Origin of the sequence: Brevundimonas sp. UBA7506 (assembly GCF_002479495.1) — a bacterium.
Taxonomy (GTDB): domain Bacteria; phylum Pseudomonadota; class Alphaproteobacteria; order Caulobacterales; family Caulobacteraceae; genus Brevundimonas.
In genome coordinates this window covers 18,166-36,371 of the sequence record NZ_DLNQ01000010.1, presented here as the reverse complement: position 1 = coordinate 36,371, position 18,206 = coordinate 18,166, and the positions used below count along the sequence as shown (strand labels likewise).

Sequence of the window (18,206 nt, the reverse complement as noted above, 5' to 3'; positions counted from 1 at the left end):
CGAGGGGCGTTTCATGAAGCTTTACGAAAGCCGCCGTGCCCCCAATCCGCGCCGGGTCCGCTGGGTCATGGCGGAAAAGGGCGTATCCGACGTCGAAGGGGTCGAGATCGACCTGCTGGCGGGCGAGCACCGCACTGCTGCCTATCGCGCCAAGGTCGGCGTGCCGCATGTCCCGGCGCTGGAACTGGACGACGGGACCTGCATCTCTGAATCCATTGCCATCTGCCGCTATCTGGAGGCCCTTTATCCAGAGCCCAACCTGTTCGGGCGCGACCCCAGGGAACAGGCGATCATCGAGATGTGGACGCGCCGGTGCGAAATGTATCTGGCCAACCCCATGATGCTGAACGTGCGCTTCAGCCACCCGGCGCTCGCCGCGCTCGAAGCGCCCCAGCCCCAGGTGGCGGAATACAGTCGCCTCGGCGCCGAGAAGTTCATGCGTTTGCTGGATCGCCAACTGGCCGAGCACGAATTCATCGCCGCCGACCGTTTCACCATCGCCGACATCGTCGCCGCCGTGGGGCTGGATTTCGCCCGCCTGGTCAAATACCGCCCGCCCGAAGAGTTCACCCATCTGGCCCGCTGGCTGGAGGCTTGCCGCGCCCGCCCGGCGGCGAAAGCGGGCGTCTAAAGGCTTTTCGACCCCTGTTCGTCATGCCAAGCTGTGCGGCATGAACAGAGCAGTTACGATCGCCCTCGTCCTCGGTCTCGCCGTATCCGCCGCCGCCTGTACGGAAAGCCGACGCGCGCGCAATGATGCGACCTTCAGCGACCGCCCGGCGGACATCACCTGCTGGAGTTATGGCGTCGAAATCTTCAAGGGCCGTTCGACCGGCAAGGTCGAATACAGCGACGGGGGCCGCGTGGCTTTCGTGGACGCCGCGAACAGTCGTTACACCACGGTCGATGGCGATTGCCGCGTCGTTTACGCCGCTACCAGATAGGTCAGGCCCGAGGCGTGAACTTCCGGATCACGCCCGAGAAGGTCATCAGCAGCCGCTCGCCCGTATTGATCTGGCCGCGCACGAAGATCAGACTCTTGCCCGCCTTGGTGACCTGACCGGTCGCCTCGATCAGTTCGCCCACATAGGCGCCGTCGATGAAGGTGGAATCCAGTTGCACCGTCACGCCCGAGGCGCCTTCCATCTCCTGATAGGCGATCTGGAACATGGCGATGTCGGCGAAGGTCATCAGGCAGCCGCCGTGCATCCGGCCGCCGGCGTTCATGTGCTTCTGTTCGGCGCGGAAGGCGCAGCGCATATGACCGTCGGGGTCCAGCTTGCCGTAGAAGGGGCCGACCACCACGTCGAAAGTGTCGTGCAGGTCATAGGTCTGCCAGCCGGCGAACTCGCCTTCCGTGATGGTGATTTTCGCGACCATGCCGATTACGCCTTCTTTCCGATCTTGCGGTGCAGCATATAGACCCGATGAGCGATCCAATCGAAGCGGCCATTTTCGAAAAACTGGCCAAGGCCGACCCCAAGAACGTCGGCGGCAAGAGCATTGAACCCTCGGACGTGGCCAAGGAGCTGCAGCCCGAGCAGTGGCAGCGCATGCTGCCCAAGGTCCGCGCCACGGCCCTGGGCCTGATGCGTCAGGGCAAGCTGACCATCACCAAGAAGGGCAAGGCGGTCGATCCGAACGCCTTCAAGGGCGTGATCCGTCTGCGCCTGCCGACCGAGGCCGAGACGGCCGCTGCTCTGGCGGCCCTGCCGCCGGTCGAAGCCTCGGATGACGATTTCGACTGAACCGGAGACTGGCCTGGACGACGTCCTGGCCGAGATCCGCGCCTGCCGGGCGTGTCTGGGGCAGTTGCCTCACACGCCGCGCCCGGTGGTCATGGTCACGCCCGAAACGCGCCTGCTGATCTGCGGCCAGGCGCCGGGACGGCGGGTGCATGAGAGCGGTCTGCCCTTCACCGATCCGTCCGGCGTTCGTCTGCGCGACTGGCTGGGCGTGGACGAGGCGACCTTCTTCGGCGACCCGCGTCTGGGCGTGGCGGCCCAGGCCTTCTGTTTCCCCGGCACCGACCCGAAAGGCGGCGACTATCCCCCGCCGCGCCGCTGCGCCGAGTTGTGGCGGACCCGCCTGCTGGCCGAACTGCCGAAGGTCGAGCTGACCCTGCTGGTCGGCGGCTACGCCCAGACCTGGGCCTTGGACGACCGGGCCCGATCCAACATGACCGAAACCGTCCGCGCGTGGCGCGACTACGCCCCCGCCATCCTGCCCTTGCCGCACCCGTCGTGGCGCAATACGGCCTGGCTGCGGAAAAACCCTTGGTTCGAGGCCGAGGTTCTGCCCTACCTTCGCCAGAGGACAGCGGAGATTCTGGCGTGAGCATCGGACGAAGCGGACTGACTGGGGGCCTTTTCGCCCTTTCGCTCGTCCTGTCCGCCTGCGCCACGCCGCATCTGCAAGGCCCACAGACCCCGCCGCTTGGTTTCACTGGGCCGCGCATAGAGGCCGGTACGCTGGATCGCGGCGCCTTCGTCGTTCAGGACGGCGCGCGACTGCCTTATCTGCGCTGGAGCCCTGAGGGGCAGGAACCCTGGGCCGTCATCGTCGCCCTGCACGGCTTCAACGACCACTACGCCTCATTCCGGCTGGCCGGGCCGTGGTGGGCGACACGCGGCATCGAGACCTGGGCCTATGATCAGCGCGGCTTCGGCCTGTCGCCCCATCGCGGCGAGTTCGCACCCGAAAGCCTGACCAGCGCCGACCTGCGCACCATCGTGTCTCTGGTGCGCGCCGAACGGCCCAACGCCCTGATCGTGGTGGCGGGTGAGAGCATGGGCGGCTCCTCGACCATCGCCGCCTTCGGAGGCGAGGCCCCGCCCGATGCCGACCGGGTGATCCTGCTGGCCCCCGGGGTCTGGGGCTGGTCCAGCCAGAGTCCGTTCAACCGCGCGGGGCTCTGGGCCGCCGCCCGCCTGATGGGCGACAAGGCGGTCGAACCGCCGGCCTTCGCCGTTCGCAACATTCGCGCCTCCGACAATACCCTGGAACTGATCCGCAACGGCCGCGATCCGCAAAGCATCATCTCGACCCGCTTCGATTCCATGCATGGTCTGGTCGATTTGATGGAGGCGGCGTCGCTGCGCCTCGGCGCGGTCCAGAAGCCGACCCTGCTGCTCTACGGCGCCCACGACCAGATCGTGCGCAAGGGGCCGATGCGACTGGCGCTGGAACGGGCGGGCGACCGGCCCGATTTGCGTACGGCCTATTACCCGAACGGCTGGCACATCCTGAACCGCGACCTTCAGGGCGAGGTCGTCTATCGCGATGTCGAGGCTTGGTTGCGCGACGCCGCCGCCCCCTTGCCGTCCGGCGCCGGACCGGTGCTTCCGGCCCTGCGGGCTGACCCGAAAGCGCGCTGAACGCGCCTTTTCCTGACGCGAAACCGACACGCTTGCCCTGTAGGCGGGCGCGGCGTATCTCCACGCGCATAAAAAATACCCCAGGAAAGGCCTGTCATGGGCAAGACGCTGTTTGATTCCCCTTCTTTCGCGAACCATGAAGGCGTCCACGCCTTCCATGACGAGAAAACCGGCCTGAAGGCCATCGTCGCGGTTCACTCCACCGCCCGCGGTCCGGCCGTCGGCGGCACCCGCATGTGGAACTACGCCACCGCCGCCGAGGCGCTCGAGGACGTCCTGCGTCTGTCCAAGGGTATGAGCTACAAGAACGCCGTGGCCGATCTGGAAATGGGCGGCGGCAAGTCGGTCATCATCGGCGACAGCCGCACCCAGAAATCGCCGGAGCTGTTCCGCGCCTTCGGTCGCGCCCTGAACGGCCTGGGCGGCAACTACTACGCCGCCGAAGACGTCGGCACCTCGGTCGAGGACATCGCCGAAGCCCGCAAGGTCACCGAATATGTCCTGGGCCTGAAGGACGGCCCGGAAGCCTCGGGCGACCCCAGCCCCGTCACCGCCGAGGGCGTCTTCCGCTCGAACCTGGTCGTGGCTCGCCGCCTGTTCAAGCAGGACGACATGACCGGCCTGACCGTCGCCATCCAGGGCGTGGGCCACGTCGGCGCCTATCTGGCCGAGAAGCTGCACAAGGCCGGCGCCAAGCTGATCATCACCGACGTCAACCAGGCCAATCTGGAAGCCGTCGCCGCCGCGACCGGCGCTGAAATCGTCGCCCCGGACGCCATCTATGACGTCGCCGCCGACATCTATGCGCCCTGCGCCCTCGGCGCGACGCTGAACCTGCAGACCCTGGACCGCCTCAAGGTCAAGGCCGTCTGCGGCGCGGCCAACAACCAGTTGGCCACCGCCGACATCGGCGACGAACTGTTCCGTCGCGGCGTGCTGTATGCGCCGGACTACGTCGTCAACGGCGGCGGCATCATCAACGTCGCCTCGGAAATGAACGCTCGCCAGTCGGGCGGCGCCTATGACGCCTCGTGGGTCGAGGGCAAGCTGTCGCGCCTGATGGAGACCTTCGAGGAAATCCTCGAGCGTTCGGTCGTCGAGAACAAGCCGACCCACCTGATCGCTGACGCGATCGCCGAAGCCCGCATCCATGCGGCGGCGGATCAGAAGGCCGAGCTGCTGAAGGCGGCCTAAGCCTTCATCGGCTGAAACTCAGAGAAGGCGGCGCGTCGAAAGGCGCGCCGCCTTCTGCTTGTCCGGCGAGAGCCACTCGGATTCCCTCAATCTTTAACGCATCTTAACGCGGCGTTTACCATCCACGCGGCACTTTCTGCCTAGCGGGATCAGTTCATCCCGTCAGTGGATGGGCGGGGACGCGTGGGCGGCTTCACGGCGGCGTTGCAGAAGTTCGGTATCGGCCGTCTGGCCGCGGTGCTCGGCGTCGCCGCCGGCGTGGCCGCGGTGCTGGTCGCCGTCATGCTGCGTGTGGGCCAGGCGCCCGACGCTCTGCTCTATTCCAACCTTGACCTGCGCGAAGCCTCCGAGATCGGCGCCGCCCTGGATCAGGCGGGCATCAAGTACAGTTCCAAGGGCGACGGCTCGACCATCTTCGTCAGCCGTGACGAGGTCGGCACGGCGCGCCTGATGCTGGCGGGCAAGGGGCTCGTGACATCGGGCAGCGTCGGCTACGAGATCTTCGACAACCAGTCGGTTCTGGGTCAGACCGAGTTCCAGCAGAACCTGAACGAGCAGCGCGCCCTGCAAGGCGAGCTGTCGCGCACCATCATGTCGATGCGCGGCATCACCTCGGCCCGCGTCCACATCACCATGCCGCGCCGCGAGATGTTCCAGGCCGCCGCCACCGACCCCACCGCCGCCGTGGTCGTGGGCGTCGGCGGTCGCGACCTCAGCGCCGATCAGGTCCGCGCCATCCGCAACGTCGTCGCTTCCTCGGTGCCGAACCTGAAGCCGGACAAGGTCACGGTGACGGATCAGTCCAACCGCACCCTGGTCGCCGGCTCGGAAGACACCGGCTTCACCTCCGCTACCGCCGAGGCCGCCAAGGCCACGACCGAGTCCCAGCTCCAGACCCGCATCAAGGACATCGTCGAGGGCGTCGTCGGCGCCGGCGCGGCCCGCGTCCAGGTGACGGCCGACATCGACCACAGCCGCTCGACCACCCAGGAACAGAAGTTCGATCCCGACGGTCAGGTCGTCCGCTCGACCTCTACCAATGGCTCCCAGTCGCAGGACACGACGGGTCAGGCCGACGGCGGGGTCACCGCCACCAACAACATCCCGGGCGGTCAGGCCCCGAACACCACGCCGATCGGCTCGACCAACTCGGAAAACACCGAGACGACCAACTACGAGATCTCCAACACCACGACGACGACGGTGAAGGAGCCGGGCGAGGTCAAGAAGCTGTCGGTCTCGGTCGCCGTGGACGGCAAGTACACCCCCGCCGCCGACGGCAAGGGCGAGCCGACCTACGCCCCGCGCACCGCCGAGGAAGTTCAGCAGATCAAGACCCTGGTCGCCGCCGCCGTGGGCATCGATGAGACGCGGGGCGACAAGATCGAGGTGGTCAACGTCCGCTTCAACCGCGAACCCTCGGCGGCGCCGGGCGCGGACGAAGGCTCGTCGATGTTCAACTTCGACAAGAACGACATCATGCGCGGCGTCGAGCTGCTGGTCCTGCTGGTGACCGGGCTGCTGCTGATCTTCTTCGTCGTGCGTCCCCTGCTGAAGACGGCCACCGGCGGCGCCGGTGCGCCCGCCCTGGTCGGCGCCGACGGCGTTCCCGTGACCCCGCTGGACGCCCAGATCGTCGGCGGCGTCCTGCCGGGCCAGCCCCAGATGCTGGCGGGGCCGACCGACATGGAACAGCGGCTCGACATCGCCCGCATCGAGGGCCAGGTGAAGGCCTCCTCGATCAAGAAGGTCGCGGACTTCGTCGACTCCCACCCGGAGGAATCCACCGCCATCCTCCGCTCCTGGGTGCATGAAAGCTAATGACCCGTCTCGTGAGCAAAAAGGGTCCGATCGACGACATCCGCAAGCTGACGGGGCCTGAAAAGGCGGCCGTCGTCCTGCTGTCCCTGGGCGAAGAGCACACCATCCTCTGGCAGCAGCTGGACGAGGAGGAGATCAAGGAGGTCTCCCAGGCCATGGCCGGTCTCGGAACCGTGGCCGCTTCGGTGGTCGAGGAAGTCCTGGTCGAGTTCGTCTCGGGCATCGGCGGCGCCGGCGCCCTGATGGGCAGCTACGAGCAGACCCAGCGCCTGCTGGCCTCCTTCATGCCGGGCGACCGTGTGGACGCCCTGATGGAGGAAATCCGCGGCCCGGCCGGGCGGACCATGTGGGACAAGCTCGGCAATGTGAACGAGGCCGTCCTCGCCAACTATCTGAAGAACGAATACCCGCAGACGGTCGCCGTCATCCTGTCCAAGGTGAAGCCCGACCACGCCTCGCGTGTGCTGACGGCCCTGCCTGAAGATTTCGCCCTGGAATGCGTCCAGCGGATGCTGCGCATGGAGCCGGTGCAGCGCGACATCCTGGACAAGATCGAGCAGACCCTGCGCACCGAGTTCATGTCCAACCTGGCCCGCACCTCCAAGCGCGACAGCCACGAACTGATGGCCGACATCTTCAACAGCTTCGACCGCCAGACCGAGGCCCGCTTCATCGGCGCCCTGGAGGAACGCAGCCGCGACTCGGCCGAGCGCATCCGCTCGCTGATGTTCGTCTTCGAGGACCTGTCCAAGCTGGATCCCGGCGGCGTGCAGACCCTGCTGCGGGCGGTCGAGAAGGACCAACTGGGCCTGGCGCTGAAGGGCGCTTCGGATTCCCTGCGCGAAATGTTCTTCTCCAACATGTCCGAGCGCGCCTCGAAGATCATGCGGGAGGACATGGAGTCGATGGGCCCTGTGCGCCTCAAGGACGTCGACGCCGCCCAGATGACCATGGTCCAGGTGGCCAAGGATCTGGCCGCGCGCGGCGACATCATGCTGGCCGGCCAGGGCGCTGACGACGAGTTGATCTACTGACATGACCGGCATCCCCTCCACTGCACGCCCCTTCATCTTCGACACCGAGTTCGACGCCTCGGGCGACGTCGTGCGTCCCTCGGCCTGGCAGCCGGTCAAGCGATCCTTCGCTCCGGCCGAGGTCGACGCTCTGGTGGCGCAGGCCCGTCTGGAGGCCCGTCAGCAGGCTCTTGCCGAGGTCGAGGCCCTGCGCGCCGACGCCCTGTCGACCCTGGCCCAGCAGGCGGCTCATGCCGCCGGCGCCCTCAGCGCCATCGCCGAGGCCCATCGCCGTCAGTCGGCCGAGCTGGCGGTCGCCGCCGCCCGCGTCCTGGCCTCCGCCGCCTTTGACCGCTTCCCGCGCCGTCCGCTGGAAGCCGCCATCGAGCAGCTGGCTCAGGAAATCGACGCCTCGCCGCGCCTTCTGGTGCGGGCCGCCGGTCTGGACGAGACGAGCCGCGCCCACATCGAGGCCCTGTGCGCCGACGCCGGTTTCACCGGTCTGATCGCCTTCCGCGAGGATGTCGGCGCGCCCGCCGCCGCCTTCGCCCTGGAATGGGCCGACGGCCGCGCCGAGTTCGATCCCGAGGGCGTCGCCGCCCGCGTTTCCGCCGCGCTGGAGGCTGCGCTCGCGGCCGAGGCCGGCCATGCTGAATCCCTCGACAGGAGCGCCTTCTGATGGCCACCGACGATCTCTCGCTGGAAGAGTTCGGCGACTCCACCGCCCTGACCCTCGCCGACGAGGGGGGGGACAAGTCCGCCGCCGACCTGGCCACCGTCTTCGACGTGCCGGTCAACATCTCCGCCGTTCTGGGCAAGGCCCATATGTCGGTCGCCCAGCTGCTGAAGCTGAACCGCGGCAGCGTGCTGGAGCTGGACCGCAAGGTCGGCGAGGCCATCGACATCTTCGTCAACAACCGCCTGGTCGCCCGCGGGGAGGTCGTCGTCGTCGAGGACCGTCTGGGCGTGACCATGACGGAAATCATCAAGACCGAGGACTCGGGCGCCTGATTGGCCGCCCGGTTTTCGCAGTAGAGATCTAGAGGAGAAGACCCATGCGGCTTCTGGTGGTTGGCAGGCTCAGCGGACAGCTGGCGACGGCGGTGAAGATGGCCATGGCGCACGGCGCCAAGGTGCAGCACGTCGAGCGCGCCGATCAGGCGACCGAGCAACTGCGGCGCGGGCAGGGGGCCGACCTGATGATGGTCGACTACCGCATCGACATCGCCGCCCTGATCGCCGCCAACGACGCCGAGCGCATCCACGTCCCGGTCGTGGCCTGCGGGGTGGACGCCGACGCCCGTGAAGCCGCCGACGCCATCCGCGCCGGGGCCAAGGAGTTCATTCCCCTGCCGCCCGAGGCGGACCTGATCGCCGCCGTCCTGTCCGCCGTGGCCGACGACGAACGCCCGATGATCTCGGCCGATCCGGCCATGAAGGCCGTCATCGGCCTGGCCGACCAGGTGGCGCGCTCGGAAGCCTCCATCCTAATCACCGGTGAAAGCGGTGTCGGCAAGGAGGTGATGGCCCGTCATCTGCACACCGGGTCCAAGCGCGCCGACAAGCCCTTCATCAGCGTCAACTGCGCCGCCATCCCCGACAACCTGCTGGAATCCGAGCTGTTCGGCCACGAGAAGGGCGCCTTCACCGGCGCCGTGGCCCGCCGCATCGGCAAGTTCGAGGAGGCCGACGGCGGCACCCTGCTTCTGGACGAAATCAGCGAGATGGACGCCCGCCTGCAGGCCAAGCTGCTGCGCGCCATTCAGGAACGGGTCATCGACCGGGTCGGCGGCTCCAAGCCCGTGCCGGTCAACATCCGCATCATCGCCACCTCGAACCGCGATCTGGCCAAGGCCGTGGCCGACGGGACCTTCCGCGAAGACCTGCTGTACCGCCTGAACGTGGTGAACCTGCGCCTGCCGTCCTTGCGCGAGCGTCCGGGCGACATCGCCGTCCTGTGCGACCACTTCATCCGCAAGTACGCCGCCGCCAACGGCGTGCCGCCGCGCCCGATTTCGGTCGAGGCCCGCCGCGCTCTGGTCGGCCACCGCTGGCCCGGCAACGTGCGCGAGCTGGAAAACGCCATGCACCGCGCCGTCCTGCTGGCGACGGGGGCCGAGATCGACATTGACGCCATCCGCCTGCCGGACGGCCGTCCCCTGCTGGAAGGCGGCACGGCGGCTCCGTCGCCCATCGCCTCGACCTATGACGCCGGCGTCGCCGGTCATGCGGCCCAGATGGCCGACGCCATGACCCGCAGCTTCGTCGGTCAGACCGTGGCCGAGATGGAAAAGACCCTGATCCTCGACACCCTGAACCACTGCCTGGGCAACCGCACCCATGCGGCGACCATCCTGGGCATCTCGATCCGCACCCTGCGTAACAAGCTGAACGAATACGCGGATGAAGGCACGGCCATCCCGGCGCCCCAGTCGGGCGTCGCCGCCGCCTACGGCGCGGCGGGCTAGACCCATGCACGCCGACCGCCGGACGATTCTGCTGGGCACCGGGGCGCTTGGACTGACGGCCGGATGCGCCGCCGAGGTTCCGTCCAAGGTCGATCAGGCGCTGGATCTTTCAGGGCTGGAGGCCCGTCACGGCGGACGCCTCGGCTTCGTCCTGCAAGGGCCGCACGGCCGTTTGCTGTGGCGCGCTGACGAACGCTTCACCTATTGCTCGACCTTCAAGCTCTTCCTGGCGGCGGCCACCCTGCAACGCGTGGCGCGGGGCGAGGAGCGCCTGGATCGCGCCATCCCGATCACCGCCGCCGACATGATCAGCCACGCCCCGGTGACGGAACCGGCGGTCGGCTCAAGCCTGACCATTCAGAAGCTGTGCGAGGCGGCTGTGACGGTCAGCGACAATCCCGCCGCCAACATCCTGATCCGCGAGATGGGCGGTCTGGACGCCTGGCGGATGTGGTATCGCGCGATCGGCGATCAGGTCACGCGGGTCGATCGCTGGGAGCCCCATCTCAATATCGTCGGTGACGATATGGACACGACGACGCCGGCGCAGACGGCGCATAATCTGGCCTGGCTGCAGCCTGAAGTGTTCAAACCGGCGGCCTCCGCGCCGCACATGATCATGTGGGGTGGCTCACCTGCTGGAGCGGGACGAATCCGCGCTGCTCTTGATCCTCAGGACTGGGCTCTTCTGCACAAGACGGGGACAGGCGGTTCCGGGCCGACCAATGACATCGGCTATCTTGTCCCCAAATGGGATGGAAAGGCGGCTGCGTCCAGCGCCGTTCATACAGCCATGCCCATCGCCGTCTATTACGAGGCGACGTCGGAATCGACGCCGGAACAACGGGACGCCGTCATCGCCGACGCCACCCGTCTGGCGCTCAAGGCGCTGGGGCATGGCTGAGACCACGCGAATCCTGTCATCAGGCGGGATGACCTTCGTCCGCCGCCATGGCTGATGCGCCGATCCTGATGAAGGACGGCTATGCGCGCCCCACCGGGCGCGACGCGCTCGGCTGGCTGCTGCGCGGCGACGTGGGGCTGGCGGTCGGCGTGATCGCGGTCATCATGCTGCTGATCCTGCCGATCCCGAAGATGCTTCTGGATCTGCTGCTGGCCATCTCGCTGGTGTCCAGCGTGCTGATCCTGATGACGGCCGTGATGATGAAGCGGCCGCTGGACTTCGCCATCTTCCCCACGGTCCTGCTGGTCTCGACACTGTTCCGTCTGGGGCTCAACCTGGCCTCGACGCGCCTGATCCTGACACACGGCCAGGAAGGCCACGACAGCGCCGGTCAGGTCATCAACGCCTTCGGCGAACTGATGATGGGCGGCAACTTCATCATCGGGGTGATCATCTTCGCCATCATCCTGGTGGTGAACTTCGTCGTCATCACCAAGGGGTCGACCCGCATCGCCGAGGTCTCGGCCCGCTTCACCCTGGACTCCATGCCGGGCAAGCAGATGGCCATCGACGCCGACCTGTCGTCGGGCCTGATCACCGAGGACCAGGCCAAGCTGCGCCGCAAGGAGCTGGAGCAGGAATCCACCTTCTTCGGGGCCATGGACGGTGCGTCCAAATTCGTGCGGGGCGACGCCGTGGCCGGCCTGATCATCACCTTCATCAACGCCATCGGCGGGCTGCTGATCGGGGTGCTGCAACACGGCATGCCGGTGGGCGAGGCCGCCAACACCTATGTCCAGCTGACGGTCGGCGACGGTCTGGTGACCCAGATTCCGGCCATCATCGTCTCGGTCGCCGCCGGCTTCCTGGTGTCGAAGGCGGGCGTGGAGGGCTCGGCGGACAAGGCCCTGGTCAGCCAACTGGCCAGCAACCCGGTGTCGCTGGGCGTGGTGTCCGGCGCGGCGGGCCTGATCGGCCTGATCCCCGGCATGCCGCTGATCCCCTTCGCCGCCCTGGCCTTGGGCTCGGGCTTCATGGCGTGGAAGCTGGGTCGTGATCGGCTGAAGCCCGCCCCGGTCGAGGGGGCCGTGGACCTGGGCAAGCCCAAGGAGGACGTCGAGGAGCCGATCTCGACCGCCCTGACCATCGACGAGGTCAAGATCGAGCTGGGCTACGCCCTGCTGTCGCTGATCAACGACCTGGAAGGCCGCCGCCTGACCGATCAGATCCGCGCCCTGCGCCGCTCGCTGGCCCAGGAGTACGGCTTCGTCATGCCGAGCGTGCGCATCCTCGACAATATGCGCCTGCCCAATCAGGGCTACGCCATTCGCATCAAGGAGATGGAGGCCGGGGCCGGCGAGGTGCGTCTGTCCTCGCTGATGGCCATGGACCCGGCGGGCCGTCAGGTCGAGCTGCCGGGCGAGCATACGCGCGAACCCGCCTTTGGCCTGCCCGCCACCTGGATCGACGAGTCCTTGCGCGAGGAAGCCACCTTCCGTGGCTACACCCTGGTCGATCCTTCGACGGTGCTGACCACGCATCTGACCGAGATCCTCAAGGAGAACATGGCCGAGCTGCTGTCGTACGCCGAGGTGCAGAAGCTGCTCAACGAACTGAACGGCGAAGAAAAGAAGCTGGTCGAGGAGTTGATCCCAAGCGTGGTCACCGTCACCACCCTGCAGCGCGTGCTGCAGAGCCTGCTGCGCGAGAAGGTCTCCATCCGCGACCTGCCCGCCATCCTCGAAGGCCTGGCCGAAGCCGCGCCCCACACCACCAGCGTCACCACCCTGGTCGAGCACGTCCGCACCCGCCTGGCGCGCCAGCTGTGCTGGGCCAACCGCGGCGACGACGGCGCCCTGCCCATCGTCACCCTGTCGCCAGACTGGGAGCAGGCCTTCGCCGAGAGCCTGATCGGCCCCGGCGAGGACAAGCAGTTGGCCATGGCCCCCAGCCGCCTGCAGGACTTCATCCGCAACGTCCGCGACGTCTTCGAGCGCGCCGCCATGGCGGGCGAGAACCCGGTCCTGCTGACCGGCCCCCAGGTCCGCCCCTACGTCCGTTCGATCATCGAGCGCTTCCGCGGCCAGACGGTCGTGATGAGCCAGAACGAGGTCCACCCCAAGGCCCGTCTGCGGACCGTCGGCTCGGTCTGATCAGGATCGAGGTTAACGGCTGGACTCAAGGGGTTCGGGCGATAAGCTGGCCCTTATGAAACGCATCCGGCCGGCCCTTCGGACCTTTGGCGCCTTCCTGCGCACGCCGACCCTCAGTCGTTCGATCATCGCCCTGCTGGCCCTGGCCATCTTGCTGTTGCTGGCGGTGAACGCGGCCACCTTCGTGATGATCCGGCGGACGTCGGCCTATAATGACACGGTCGATCACAGCCAGCAGGTGCGGCTGGCGTCCAAGGACGTGCTCAGCCTTCTGGCCGACGCCGAGACGGGCCAGCGCGGCTTCATGCTGACGGCGCGGGCGGAGTATCTGGGGGTCCACAATCGCGCCGTGGCCGAGCTTCCCGGCGTGCTGGCGCGGCTGGATGCCCTCATTGGCGACGACGAGGAGCTGAAGCCCCGCATCGCGCGGGTCGAGACCCTCTATCACCAGCGCATGGCCCTGATGGACCATACCATCGCCCTGACCCGCACGGGCCGGATCGGCGAGGCGGTGTCCCAGATCCGCAGCGGTCAGGGCAAGGCCCTGATGGACGCCATGCGGGTCGAGCTGACCGCCATTGACGCGGTCGAGGCCCGGCGTCTGGTCGAACGCACCCGTCAGTCCGAGCGCGCCTCGGCGGTGACGGTGTCGGTCAACGCCCTGGCCGCCTTGCTGATCCTGATCCTGGCCGGGATCAGCGTCTGGCTGGTGCGGCGCTATGTCGAGGAGATCGAGAGCGCCCGCATGGAGCTGGATCGGCTCAACGCCGGGCTGGAGAATCAGGTCCGCGACCGCACCGCCGAACTGACCCGCGCCAACGAGGAAATCCAGCGCTTCGCCTATATCGTCAGTCACGACCTGCGCGCGCCCCTGGTCAACGTCATGGGCTACACCTCCGAGCTGGAGCAGGTCGGCAAGATCTTTGACCATCAGCTGACCACCCTGGCCCAGCGCCATCCCGAGGATATCGAGCCCGAGGCGATCCGCGCCGTGCGCGAGGATGTGCCCGAGGCAGTCGGCTTCATCCGCGCCTCGACCGCCAAGATGGACGGCCTGATCAACGCCATCCTGAAACTGTCGCGCGAAGGCCGCCGCGCCCTGGTCCCCGAAGTCCTGCCGATGACGGCCGTGGTCCAGTCCATCGCCGACAGCCTGCACCATCAGGTCGCGGAGAGCGGGGGCGAGATCATCGTGCGCGACCTGCCGCCGCTGGAGAGCGACCGTTTGTCGATCGAGCAGATATTCGGGAATCTGCTGGACAATGCCGTCAAGTATAAGCAGCCGGGTCGCCCCGTCCGCATCTTCGTGGAGGGCGAACTGACCGGCGACGGGCGTCTCCACTACCGCATCACCGACAACGGGCGCGGCGTCTCGGCCCGCGATCACGAACGGATCTTCGAACTGTTCCGTCGCGCCGGAAAGCAGGATCAGCCGGGCGAGGGCCTGGGCCTGGCCTTCGTGCGCAATAGCGTGCGCCGCCTGGGCGGGGTCATGGAGCTGGAGTCCGAGCCGGGACAAGGCTCGACATTCCATTTGAAATTCCCCACACGATTGATCGTGTCGGGGGACGCAGGAGACCGTCTATGAGCCACTCGGTGAAGATCGTCATGATCGAGGACGACCATGGCCACGCCAAGCTCATCGAAAAGAACATCCGCCGCGCCAACATCGCCAACGACATCGTTCACTTCGATCACGGCGACGCGGCGCTGGACTATCTGTTCAGCGATGAAGTGCGCGCTCACGGTCCACTTCTGATCCTGCTGGACCTCAATCTGCCGGACATGTCGGGCACCGACATTCTGGAGAAGGTGAAGTCGGACGAACGTCTGCGCCGCGCGCCCGTCGTCATCCTGACCACGACCGACGACAAGATCGAAATCCAGCGCTGCTACGACCTGGGCTGCAACGTCTACATCACCAAGCCGGTCGATTATGAAGCCTTCGCCGGAGCTATCCAGCAACTGGGCCTCTTCCTGTCCGTCATGCAGGCGCCCGAGATTTGAGCGTCCCGGCCGACATGGGGCGGGCGATCCGTCTGCTCTACATCGACGACGACCGCGGCCTGTCGCGGCTGGTGCAGAAGGAACTCGGCCGCCACGGCTATGAGGTGACCTGTGCGCCCGACGCCGACGCGGGCTATGAAGCCCTGCAGGGGGGGCAGTTCGACGTCTGCGCCCTGGACCACTACATGCCGGGCCGCGAGGGGCTGGACGTCCTGCCCGACATCCTGGCCCTGCCCAGCCCGCCGCCGGTGGTCTATGTCACGGGCGCCCAGGACGGGCGGATCGCCGTGGCCGCCCTGCGCGCCGGCGCCGCCGACTATGTCATCAAGGACGTTTCCGAGGACTTCACCGCCCTGCTGCGCTCGGCCGTCGAGGACGCCCTGCTGCGTCGCCGTCTGGAGCGCGAGAACGAAGCCGCCCAGGAAGAGGTCCGCCTGGCCCGCGACCGCGCCGAGGCCATGCTGCGCGAGGTCAATCACCGCGTCGGCAACTCCCTGCAACTGGTGTCCAGCTTCATCTCCCTGCAACTGCGCCAGCTGGCCGACGAGGGGGCCCGCTCGGCCCTGCGCGAGGCCCAGGTGCGGATCGAGGCCGTGGCCCACGTCCACCGCCGTCTCTACACCTCCTCGGACATGGCCACGGTGGCCATGGACGAATACCTGACCGGCCTGGTTGAGGAACTGGGCAAGTCGGTTGGCCCGAGCGAGACCTCGCCGCACCTGACCCTGCGCGCCGAGCCGATGCGGGTGACGACGGATCAGGCTGTGTCGCTGGGTGTCATCGTCACCGAACTGGTCACGAACGCCGTCAAATACGCCTATGCGCCTGGCGAGGGCGGCGAGATCCGAGTGGTGCTGGAAGCCGCCGCCGATGGGCGGGCCATCCTGACCGTTGAGGACGACGGCCCCGGCCTGGGCGATGGAACCCCCAAGGGGACGGGCCTGGGCGGCAAGATCGTCTCGGCCATGGCCGGCGGCCTGCGCTCGGCGGTTGAATTCGACGCCGATCACCCCGGTGTTCGGGCGAAGCTGGTCTTCGATCTTTAGGTCTATCGCTGGGACTTCGGCGCGCGTTAGTCTGCCTTGATGAAGCTTCAGTTTGGAACGGCCCGTCCCGGCCTCGACTACCTCCACCGCGCCGCGACCTTCGGTCTGGTCGAACGAGACGGCAAGCTGGCCTGCGTGCGTGTGGATCGCGGCGAGGGCAGCTATTTCGATCTGCCCGGCGGCGCCGTCGACGGCGAGGAAAGCGAACAGCAAGCCCTGGTGCGCGAGTTCGCCGAGGAGACCGGGCTGATCGTCGAACCCGAGGACCGCCTGACCGAGGCCGCCCAGTATTTCCGCAAGACGGACGGCTCGCCGGTCAACAACGCCGGCGGCTTCTGGACCGTGCGGATCACCGGCTTTGACGCCGCGACCCAGTGCGAGCCCGATCACGAACTGGTCTGGCTGGACCCGCTGGACGCCGTCTCCCGTCTGCGCCACGAAGCCCACGCCTGGGCCGTGGTGAAATGGCTGCGCTCGAAAATCTAAGGAACCTCCGTGCTGGCGAACGGTTGTTTCTGACGAAGCGTCGTCAGTCCGGCGGCGTCAGTTTCAGAGGGTTTCCATGCCTGATCATGACCGTATCGAAGGCGCCGCCAAAAACATCGGCGGCAAGATCAAGGAAGCCGCCGGCAAGGTGACCGGCGACGAAAAGCTCAAAGCCGAAGGCCGCGCCGATCAGGTGGCGGGCAAGGTTCAGAACGCCGTCGGCGGCGTCAAGGATACCTTGCGCGACACGCGCAACTAACCGCTCCCGCTTGCATCGATCAGGCCGCCGCTCCCGAGAACGAGCGGCGGCTTTTTCATACGCTCAGTCGCCGCCCAGCCGGATGCGCAGGCCTCTTCGTGCCAGCATCGGTCGCGGCCAAAAGCTGGAGGGCGCTTATTATTGCCAAGTTTACTGAACCCTCTAGGCTGACCGTCAGGTGAAGTGTCGGGAGAGGCTGCGCGATGGTGTCGCGTCGTACTGTGTTGCTGGCGGCCGCAGGTATGGGGCTCGCCTGGGGGGCGCCGGCGATCGCGCAGGAAGCCCTGTCGAATAGTGATCGCTTCTACTCCGAGGGGCGATACCTGCCGACCTATCTGGACCTGAAGGCCAAGTCGCAAGCGGGGGATGAGGCGGCGCGCCAGATGCTGAGTCAGTTCGCGTCTTTTTTGGGCGACGAAGCCACCGCGGTCGGGGTGGTGGAACGACCCCCGCATCCTTCGCTCGCTCGCCCCGATCTCGATGACGCCGCGGCGCGCGATGCGATTGAGGCCATTGTGGAGGCCGCGCGCGACACGCGCATCGTCATTCTCAACGAGGCGCACAATGTTTCGGGACACCGGGCCTTCGCCGCTCAGGTGATCCGGGCCCTGCGTCCGCTCGGCTATGATTGGTTCGCAGCCGAGACCTTCACCTCGCCGCAGCCCGAGCCCTATGTGCGGATCTCCAGCTACGCCGAGGGCGCGCCCTTCCTGGCGAGCTATGGCTACTACACCCACGATCCGGTCTTCGCTGAGACGGTGAGAGAGGCGGCGCGGCTCGGCTATCGTTTCGCGGACTATGAACAACGCTTCGATCAGAACGCGCCCGATGACGCTGACGGCGCATCGCGGATCGCCGCGCGGGAAGAGGCCCAGGCCGACAACCTGATCGCGAACATCCTGTCCAGCCACCCCGAGGCGCGCGTCTTTGTGTTTGTCGGCTACAGCCACGCCATGGAGAAGCCCGGCCGGGGCGGGACCTGGTTCGCCGCGCGTCTCAAGGCCAAGACCGGCATTGATCCGCTGACGATCGAGCAGTCGATGAATTGGCCGGCGATCGCCCCCGAAAATGATGCGCCGCATGTGGCGGCGGTTCTCGACCGGTTCGCGCCCGAGAAGCCCATCGTGGTGTCCAGGGGAGCCGAGAGCGTGGCTTCGCCCGCCTATGTCGGCAAGATGGACCTGTCGGTCTTCCATCCCCGCGTGGCGCCCGTCGCGGGGCGCCCGGGCTGGCTGGCGGCGGACCCCGAACGCCGCCGCGTCGAGATTTCGGTGCCCCCGCTGGACGAACTGGTGCTTGTCCAGGCTCTGTCGCTGTCCGAGGGGACGGCAGGGCCCCCGTCGGACCATTATCTGCTGCCGCCGGGCGCGACAGAGGCGACGTTCTTCCTCCGCCCCGGTCGCTACTTCTTCCGGCAGGAGACGGTAGGGGGCATCCGGCCAGCCTTCGGCGTTCTGAGCATCGACTAGCCGGCCGGC

20 protein-coding genes are annotated in these 18,206 nt (G+C 67.2%); 19 read left to right on the top strand and 1 reads right to left on the bottom strand.

Annotated elements, in window-relative coordinates; translation table 11 throughout:
- The first annotated feature begins 13 nt into the window (after positions 1–13).
- On the top strand, positions 14–631 hold the full coding sequence (locus B3K53_RS09105) for a glutathione S-transferase family protein (protein WP_292083907.1): 618 nt from the start codon (positions 14–16) through the stop codon (positions 629–631).
- A 40-nt stretch (positions 632–671) separates the two neighbouring features.
- Entirely contained in the window at positions 672–944 is a 273-nt protein-coding gene (locus B3K53_RS09100; protein WP_292083906.1) for a hypothetical protein, read from the top strand.
- Position 945: 1 nt separating this feature from the next.
- Here the strand turns inward: B3K53_RS09100 and B3K53_RS09095 are convergent, their stop codons facing one another.
- Positions 946–1,380 carry a PaaI family thioesterase gene (locus B3K53_RS09095; protein WP_292083904.1) on the bottom strand — a complete coding sequence of 145 codons (435 nt, stop codon included), beginning with the start codon at positions 1,378–1,380 and terminating at the stop codon, positions 946–948.
- Positions 1,381–1,427: 47 nt separating this feature from the next.
- Here B3K53_RS09095 and B3K53_RS09090 point away from each other — a divergent pair, with 47 nt between their 5' ends.
- The 17 genes from B3K53_RS09090 (at position 1,428) to B3K53_RS09010 (ending at position 18,197) form a co-directional block, all read left to right on the top strand.
- Entirely contained in the window at positions 1,428–1,748 is a 321-nt protein-coding gene (locus tag B3K53_RS09090; protein WP_292083903.1) for a DUF3253 domain-containing protein, read from the top strand.
- Positions 1,732–2,337: a uracil-DNA glycosylase family protein gene (locus B3K53_RS09085; RefSeq protein WP_292083902.1), complete on the top strand. Its 606-nt coding sequence runs from the start codon at positions 1,732–1,734 to the stop codon at positions 2,335–2,337. Before B3K53_RS09090 ends, B3K53_RS09085 begins: the two co-directional genes overlap by 17 nt.
- Positions 2,334–3,377, top strand: a complete 1,044-nt coding sequence (locus B3K53_RS09080) for an alpha/beta fold hydrolase (RefSeq protein ID WP_292083900.1) — start codon at positions 2,334–2,336, stop codon at positions 3,375–3,377. Before B3K53_RS09085 ends, B3K53_RS09080 begins: the two co-directional genes overlap by 4 nt.
- Positions 3,378–3,473: 96 nt before the next feature.
- The gene (locus B3K53_RS09075; RefSeq protein WP_292083899.1) at positions 3,474–4,571 is read left to right on the top strand and encodes a Glu/Leu/Phe/Val family dehydrogenase; all 1,098 of its coding nucleotides are present in this window, start codon (positions 3,474–3,476) and stop codon (positions 4,569–4,571) included.
- 183 nt (positions 4,572–4,754) lie between these two features.
- A complete protein-coding gene (fliF, locus tag B3K53_RS09070; protein ID WP_292083898.1) occupies positions 4,755–6,392 on the top strand; it encodes a flagellar basal-body MS-ring/collar protein FliF in 1,638 nt (545 codons plus the stop codon).
- On the top strand, positions 6,392–7,426 hold the full coding sequence (fliG, locus tag B3K53_RS09065) for a flagellar motor switch protein FliG (RefSeq protein ID WP_390182848.1): 1,035 nt from the start codon (positions 6,392–6,394) through the stop codon (positions 7,424–7,426). Before fliF ends, fliG begins: the two co-directional genes overlap by 1 nt.
- 1 nt (position 7,427) lies before the next feature.
- The gene (locus B3K53_RS09060) at positions 7,428–8,084 is read left to right on the top strand and encodes a flagellar assembly protein FlbE (RefSeq protein WP_292083896.1); all 657 of its coding nucleotides are present in this window, start codon (positions 7,428–7,430) and stop codon (positions 8,082–8,084) included.
- Positions 8,084–8,416, top strand: coding sequence for a flagellar motor switch protein FliN (gene fliN / locus B3K53_RS09055; protein ID WP_292083895.1), 333 nt, complete (start codon positions 8,084–8,086; stop codon positions 8,414–8,416). Before B3K53_RS09060 ends, fliN begins: the two co-directional genes overlap by 1 nt.
- 44 nt (positions 8,417–8,460) lie before the next feature.
- Positions 8,461–9,873 (top strand): sigma-54 interaction domain-containing protein, encoded by a 1,413-nt coding sequence (locus tag B3K53_RS09050; RefSeq protein WP_292083894.1) that lies wholly within the window; start codon positions 8,461–8,463, stop codon positions 9,871–9,873.
- A 4-nt stretch (positions 9,874–9,877) separates the two neighbouring features.
- Positions 9,878–10,777, top strand: a complete 900-nt coding sequence (gene bla / locus B3K53_RS09045) for a class A beta-lactamase (protein WP_292083893.1) — start codon at positions 9,878–9,880, stop codon at positions 10,775–10,777.
- Between the two features lie 47 nt (positions 10,778–10,824).
- The gene (gene flhA, locus B3K53_RS09040) at positions 10,825–12,930 is read left to right on the top strand and encodes a flagellar biosynthesis protein FlhA (RefSeq protein WP_292083892.1); all 2,106 of its coding nucleotides are present in this window, start codon (positions 10,825–10,827) and stop codon (positions 12,928–12,930) included.
- A gap of 55 nt (positions 12,931–12,985) precedes the next feature.
- Complete coding sequence (locus tag B3K53_RS09035; RefSeq protein WP_292083891.1) at positions 12,986–14,518, top strand: sensor histidine kinase; 1,533 nt, start codon at positions 12,986–12,988, stop codon at positions 14,516–14,518.
- Positions 14,515–14,937 (top strand): response regulator, encoded by a 423-nt coding sequence (locus B3K53_RS09030; protein WP_292083890.1) that lies wholly within the window; start codon positions 14,515–14,517, stop codon positions 14,935–14,937. Before B3K53_RS09035 ends, B3K53_RS09030 begins: the two co-directional genes overlap by 4 nt.
- On the top strand, positions 14,934–15,983 hold the full coding sequence (locus B3K53_RS09025; RefSeq protein WP_292083888.1) for a sensor histidine kinase: 1,050 nt from the start codon (positions 14,934–14,936) through the stop codon (positions 15,981–15,983). The genes B3K53_RS09030 and B3K53_RS09025 overlap by 4 nt, the downstream gene beginning before the upstream one ends.
- 39 nt (positions 15,984–16,022) lie before the next feature.
- On the top strand, positions 16,023–16,469 hold the full coding sequence (locus tag B3K53_RS09020) for an NUDIX domain-containing protein (protein WP_292083887.1): 447 nt from the start codon (positions 16,023–16,025) through the stop codon (positions 16,467–16,469).
- A gap of 76 nt (positions 16,470–16,545) precedes the next feature.
- The gene (locus B3K53_RS09015) at positions 16,546–16,728 is read left to right on the top strand and encodes a CsbD family protein (RefSeq protein ID WP_292083886.1); all 183 of its coding nucleotides are present in this window, start codon (positions 16,546–16,548) and stop codon (positions 16,726–16,728) included.
- A 203-nt stretch (positions 16,729–16,931) separates the two neighbouring features.
- Positions 16,932–18,197 carry a hypothetical protein gene (locus tag B3K53_RS09010; RefSeq protein WP_292083885.1) on the top strand — a complete coding sequence of 422 codons (1,266 nt, stop codon included), beginning with the start codon at positions 16,932–16,934 and terminating at the stop codon, positions 18,195–18,197.
- The last annotated feature ends 9 nt before the right edge of the window (positions 18,198–18,206 follow it).

Bases quoted from the DNA above. Each gene is read 5' to 3' on its own strand.
- B3K53_RS09015 (WP_292083886.1), top strand. From the start codon at position 16,546: ATGCCTGATCATGACCGTATCGAAGGCGCCGCCAAAAACATCGGCGGC.
- B3K53_RS09090 (WP_292083903.1), top strand. From the start codon at position 1,428: ATGAGCGATCCAATCGAAGCGGCCATTTTCGAAAAACTGGCCAAGGCC.
- B3K53_RS09035 (WP_292083891.1), top strand. From the start codon at position 12,986: ATGAAACGCATCCGGCCGGCCCTTCGGACCTTTGGCGCCTTCCTGCGC.
- B3K53_RS09050 (WP_292083894.1), top strand. From the start codon at position 8,461: ATGCGGCTTCTGGTGGTTGGCAGGCTCAGCGGACAGCTGGCGACGGCG.
- B3K53_RS09095 (WP_292083904.1), bottom strand. From the start codon at position 1,380: ATGGTCGCGAAAATCACCATCACGGAAGGCGAGTTCGCCGGCTGGCAG.
- fliG (WP_390182848.1), top strand. From the start codon at position 6,392: ATGACCCGTCTCGTGAGCAAAAAGGGTCCGATCGACGACATCCGCAAG.
- B3K53_RS09085 (WP_292083902.1), top strand. From the start codon at position 1,732: ATGACGATTTCGACTGAACCGGAGACTGGCCTGGACGACGTCCTGGCC.
- B3K53_RS09100 (WP_292083906.1), top strand. From the start codon at position 672: ATGAACAGAGCAGTTACGATCGCCCTCGTCCTCGGTCTCGCCGTATCC.
- bla (WP_292083893.1), top strand. From the start codon at position 9,878: ATGCACGCCGACCGCCGGACGATTCTGCTGGGCACCGGGGCGCTTGGA.
- B3K53_RS09060 (WP_292083896.1), top strand. From the start codon at position 7,428: ATGACCGGCATCCCCTCCACTGCACGCCCCTTCATCTTCGACACCGAG.
- B3K53_RS09075 (WP_292083899.1), top strand. From the start codon at position 3,474: ATGGGCAAGACGCTGTTTGATTCCCCTTCTTTCGCGAACCATGAAGGC.
- B3K53_RS09020 (WP_292083887.1), top strand. From the start codon at position 16,023: ATGAAGCTTCAGTTTGGAACGGCCCGTCCCGGCCTCGACTACCTCCAC.
- B3K53_RS09030 (WP_292083890.1), top strand. From the start codon at position 14,515: ATGAGCCACTCGGTGAAGATCGTCATGATCGAGGACGACCATGGCCAC.
- fliN (WP_292083895.1), top strand. From the start codon at position 8,084: ATGGCCACCGACGATCTCTCGCTGGAAGAGTTCGGCGACTCCACCGCC.
- B3K53_RS09105 (WP_292083907.1), top strand. From the start codon at position 14: ATGAAGCTTTACGAAAGCCGCCGTGCCCCCAATCCGCGCCGGGTCCGC.
- B3K53_RS09010 (WP_292083885.1), top strand. From the start codon at position 16,932: ATGGTGTCGCGTCGTACTGTGTTGCTGGCGGCCGCAGGTATGGGGCTC.
- flhA (WP_292083892.1), top strand. From the start codon at position 10,825: ATGGCTGATGCGCCGATCCTGATGAAGGACGGCTATGCGCGCCCCACC.